This is a genomic window from Acinetobacter sp. UBA3025, from assembly GCF_002367915.1.
GTDB lineage: Bacteria > Pseudomonadota > Gammaproteobacteria > Pseudomonadales > Moraxellaceae > Acinetobacter.
Genome location: NZ_DFDO01000094.1, coordinates 1 through 4,284, shown reverse-complemented (window position 1 = coordinate 4,284; position 4,284 = coordinate 1). Strand labels below are relative to the sequence as shown.

General features: G+C 40.5%; 6 protein-coding genes. 1 reads left to right on the top strand and 5 read right to left on the bottom strand.

The features are described 5' to 3' along the window. Positions 1–198: 198 nt before the first annotated feature. Positions 199–846 (bottom strand): HAD family hydrolase, encoded by a 648-nt coding sequence (locus B4J23_RS03740; RefSeq protein ID WP_291358786.1) that lies wholly within the window; start codon positions 844–846, stop codon positions 199–201. A 258-nt stretch (positions 847–1,104) separates the two neighbouring features. Here B4J23_RS03740 and B4J23_RS03735 point away from each other — a divergent pair, with 258 nt between their 5' ends. Further along, the gene (locus B4J23_RS03735) at positions 1,105–1,872 is read left to right on the top strand and encodes a hydroxymethylpyrimidine/phosphomethylpyrimidine kinase (RefSeq protein ID WP_291358787.1); all 768 of its coding nucleotides are present in this window, start codon (positions 1,105–1,107) and stop codon (positions 1,870–1,872) included. A 111-nt stretch (positions 1,873–1,983) separates the two neighbouring features. Here B4J23_RS03735 and B4J23_RS03730 read toward each other — a convergent pair whose 3' ends face one another. The 4 genes from B4J23_RS03730 to B4J23_RS03715 all read right to left on the bottom strand — a co-directional run bounded on the left by B4J23_RS03730 (position 1,984) and on the right by B4J23_RS03715 (position 4,203). Further along, entirely contained in the window at positions 1,984–2,427 is a 444-nt protein-coding gene (locus tag B4J23_RS03730; RefSeq protein WP_159123697.1) for a YybH family protein, read from the bottom strand. A gap of 389 nt (positions 2,428–2,816) precedes the next feature. After that, positions 2,817–3,179 (bottom strand): 5-carboxymethyl-2-hydroxymuconate Delta-isomerase, encoded by a 363-nt coding sequence (locus B4J23_RS03725; RefSeq protein ID WP_004785128.1) that lies wholly within the window; start codon positions 3,177–3,179, stop codon positions 2,817–2,819. Between the two features lie 115 nt (positions 3,180–3,294). Continuing rightward, positions 3,295–3,633 (bottom strand): zinc ribbon domain-containing protein YjdM, encoded by a 339-nt coding sequence (locus tag B4J23_RS03720; protein WP_034705280.1) that lies wholly within the window; start codon positions 3,631–3,633, stop codon positions 3,295–3,297. A gap of 123 nt (positions 3,634–3,756) precedes the next feature. Continuing rightward, positions 3,757–4,203: an SRPBCC domain-containing protein gene (locus B4J23_RS03715; protein WP_004785131.1), complete on the bottom strand. Its 447-nt coding sequence runs from the start codon at positions 4,201–4,203 to the stop codon at positions 3,757–3,759. Positions 4,204–4,284 lie beyond the last annotated feature (81 nt).

Genomic DNA, 4,284 nt, shown 5'->3' with positions numbered 1-4,284 from the left:
CATTGATCACATAAAATACATTATTATATTTATGTAAGCATGAAAAATATTAGAACAAAAGTATACAAATAATTAATCAAGTTAACGCAATAAAACAGATTTCCATTCAAAAGATGTAGTTAAAAATTATTATTAAAATGAATATAAAAAAATGCTCCTAAACATAGAAGCATTTTATTTATTAAAGAAAATAAAAAATTATTTTAAATAGTCTAATAAATGACTAAAGTTCTCAATCGTATATTTAGGCTGTGCCTGCTGTAATTCAATTTCTGAACCATAGCCGTATTTGACTGCAATCGACTCAATCCCATTATGGCGGGCACCAAAAATATCATGCTCACGGTCCCCCACCATAATGCATTGATTAGCCTGTATGCCTTGTTGTTCCAGGATATACTGAATCAGTTCCCCTTTATTAGTCCGGTCACCATTCAGCTCACTGCCATAAATCTCAGTAAAATACTGGGCCAGATTAAAATGTTCCAGAATCTGTTTGGCATAAACGGTTGGTTTTGCTGTTGCGAGAAACAGGCGATAACCACGGCGTTTAAGTTCCGCCAGAGTTTCAGCTACGCCTTCAAAGACGTGATTTTCATATAAGCCAGTCACTGCAAAACGCTCACGATATGCCATTAGTGCCTGTTCAGCCAGGGTATCATCCGCATCTACATTCAGAATTTTGGCTAGCGAAGCTTTTAGAGGAGGCCCGATAATCCAGTCAATATTCGTGTCTTCACTGATCGGATGACCCACCTTTTCCAGACCATAGCGGGCAGAAGTCGTAATCCCCACTTTTGGATCAGTTAATGTACCATCCAAGTCAATTAAAATATTCTGAATCACACCTTGTCCCCTATGTTTGCAGCCGACATCAATTCATATCGTGAGTATAGCCAGATTTGTCTACCCTAAAGGAATTATTAGGCCATAAAAACAAGCCAAGAATGCCCATTTTCAGGGTAATCAACTCTATATTTTGATCAGATAAAACATACGAAATTTTGCCTGACAGACCGTTCTTGCAAGTGATAGAAATTAATATCGAGAGTTTGAATAAATTTGCCTATACTAAGGCAATTTTAGTGAATGAAGGACATCATTTTGCGACCTACCGTACTTTGCTTTTCAGGTTTAGATCCTTCAGGTGGAGCAGGCCTTCAAGCAGATATTGAAGCCATCGGTCAAAGTGGTGCTCATGCTGCAATAGCCTGTACAGCCCTGACTATCCAGAACTCACAACAGGTCTTTGGTTTTGAAGCAACTTCAAAGGAATTACTGCTGGCTCAGGCCAATGCTGTGGTAAAGGATCTGCCGATTCGTTGTGTTGAATCAGGCATGCTGGGAACGACTGAAAATATTGAAGCACTGGCAGAATTTCTAACTGCGCATCCGGACTATCAGTATGTACTGGATCCAGTGCTGGTAGCCAATAGTGGTGGCTCACTCGGCAATCAAGCCACACTGGTCAAAGCGTTTAAACAACTGATTCCGCTAGCCACGATTTTAACTCCAAATACAGTCGAGTTGCGCGCTCTGACAGGTGAGCAGGATTTAGATCAAGCCACGCAGAAACTGTTCGAAATGGGTGCCCACGCGATTCTTGTTAAAGGTGGCCACGAAGATACTCCCGACTATATCCAGAACCGTCTATATATTCAGGGTGAATTGATCAACGAAACGCGTTGTCCGCGTCTGGAAGGTGAATATCACGGCTCAGGCTGTTCACTGGCGAGTTTTATTGCCGGACGTCTAGCTTTGGGTGACCAGTTAAAAACTGCCGTACAACATGCAGAAACCTGGTTATTTGGTGTATTAAAGAATGCGGAAATTCCGGTACCGGATGGTCAGCGGATTCCAAAACGTTTCTAATCTTCCCTAAATAAAAAAGCCTGAACGATTCAGGCTTTTTATGGTGATTTTTTTCAAGAATGGACAAATAGACGTGATGATCTTGTTTCAATGAAATTTAAAACTTGCGCCTTAACCTGCCAGTTTCACAGGACGCAGTTTTTCAGTTTTCTCCTGAACAGGAACAGAAATATGTTGATAATGCAATTGCCACTGATCTTGCTGCTTGCTCAAGACCATGCTGAAGCGGCACCATTGCAAAGGGAAATATCGTTCCATCGCCGCATAGGCAATCCGGACATAACCATATACGAAAGCCATGTCATTATTGACCTGAATGGTGACCTCCTTCCGTTCAACGCGCATACCATTGTTGCGCATATATGGGCGGTACTGTTGCCATGCAGCCTGATAAGCCTCGATCCCTTTCAGTTCGGAGCTAATATCAATCAGACAGACATCTGGTCGGCAAAGTTGACGAATTTCGCTGAATTCAAGTGAACAAATAGCTTGATCCCATTTTTGTAAAAATGTCCTGACTTCCTGAGCCAGACATTCTTCCCCTATTATTTTCATTGAATACCTCTCTATAAGGTTTTATTCAGACTTGAAAACCGAGATTTCAAGCATCTCATTATTTTCAGTCTTTCTTGTTTTTCATTATTTTTAATTATGTGAATGGGTCCTAGTTTTACCCATCCCCCATATATCAGGTCAAAAGTGTGACCTAATACCTAAAATTACACCATTTTTTAATTATAGGCAAAATTTTCTGATCAACTGCAATCATCAGGTGAATTTTGACTGATTATTTAAATTTTCATGCTCTAGTTTTATTTATCGTTCTTTATATTTCAAAATCGCTTTGATACTTCTCAATTTTTTATTAAGTTCTGATGTATTCAAGATAAAGAGAGAAACTAAGAAAACTTCATTTCCTAGTCCTCACTTCAATCTAAAAAAAATCAAATAATAGCTTTAGTATAAGTCTCTTTGTCCATTTCCAGAATTTCAACACAGAGCTGAATCTTTAACCCCGGCTGCGAGACAATGTGCTGCTGCATGACCTGAAGTACCAGCTTGGAAATTGCCTGGCGGATGTCCAGACTACGACCAGTCAGGAGAGAAACTTTAGCATGTACATAAGCCTGATCTGTCTCCTGCTCTAGTCCAATCACAAAATCCTGCTGTACAATCGCCCTACTTTTTAAATCATTCGGGTCATTAATATAACCGGCGTTAAATAAGGCCTGGTGAATTGCCAACATTAAAGGTCGGGTTTCAAGCTGCTGAATATTATCTGAATATTCAAGATGAAGATGAGGCATAAAGCATAGATCCAGGCATGATATGGCAATCAGAAGAGATTGATCTTCGAGTTTGAGGAAGAAGCATAAACCTTCAAACCCGAAGACCGAAAGCACTCATTCGTATAAGAACGTATCAGGCTTTTTTCACATATTCAGATTTGAGCTTCATGGCGCCAATGCCATCAATTTTACAGTCAATATCATGTCCATCAGTTGCATCGGGCAATAGACGAATATTTTTGACTTTAGTCCCGACTTTAACCACTGAAGAAGATCCTTTAATTTTAAGATCCTTAATCACCGTAACTGTGTCGCCATCAGCCAGCAGATTGCCATGCGCATCCTTGATGACCACGGTTTCCTCAGTTGCTTCCCCTTCTTTCCACTCATATCCACATTCTGGGCAGATTAACAAGTCACCATCTTCATAAGTATATTCAGACTGGCATTTTGGGCATTGTGGTAGAGCCATAGCAACCTCAACAAAATAAAAAATAAAAGAAAAAACAAAAAATTAAAGCTGAATTATAGCATCTTTGGGTGGGCTCATGCTCAAGCTTTAAAAGGATCTCCCGCTCAACTTAATTAACTGAACCTAACCATCCAAAATATGTGGATTGACCAACCAGGACAAAAGTTGCAATGACTCCTGCCAGCTTAAGTGGCATGCAGATGGCGGTACCAGATCCGGATAACCCACCTGAATAATATGCAGGCTGGTGCCTACAGACACTTTTTCAAAGATGAGCGTGACTTCAATTTCACCTTTGACCTCAGGTGTAGAAAAGCAATCGGTATAGCGCAGTAACTGGTTAGGAATAACTTCATGATAGGTGCCATGTAAATGATGCTGGGTACCAGTGGCAAAATTGGTCAAGGTGATTTTATAGCTGCCTCCCGGTTTGACTTCGGCATGCTCAACTCTGGCAGTAAAGCCATGCGGTGCCAGCCATTTTGCAATAGCATCTGGATGAATAAAAGCCCGGTACACCCGTTCCGGTGGCGCACTGAATACGCGATGCATTTTTAGGGTATAACTCATTTCAGCCTACCTTTTTTTCTTGTTCTTACTGAAAGATTATTTTTATTTATTATTCGGACGGATCATCCCGATCTCGTCGGC

Coding starts and splice junctions, on each gene's coding strand:
- B4J23_RS03730 (WP_159123697.1), bottom strand. CDS start 2,427: ATGAAAATAATAGGGGAAGAATGTCTGGCTCAGGAAGTCAGGACATTT.
- B4J23_RS03725 (WP_004785128.1), bottom strand. CDS start 3,179: ATGCCTCATCTTCATCTTGAATATTCAGATAATATTCAGCAGCTTGAA.
- B4J23_RS03720 (WP_034705280.1), bottom strand. CDS start 3,633: ATGGCTCTACCACAATGCCCAAAATGCCAGTCTGAATATACTTATGAA.
- B4J23_RS03715 (WP_004785131.1), bottom strand. CDS start 4,203: ATGAGTTATACCCTAAAAATGCATCGCGTATTCAGTGCGCCACCGGAA.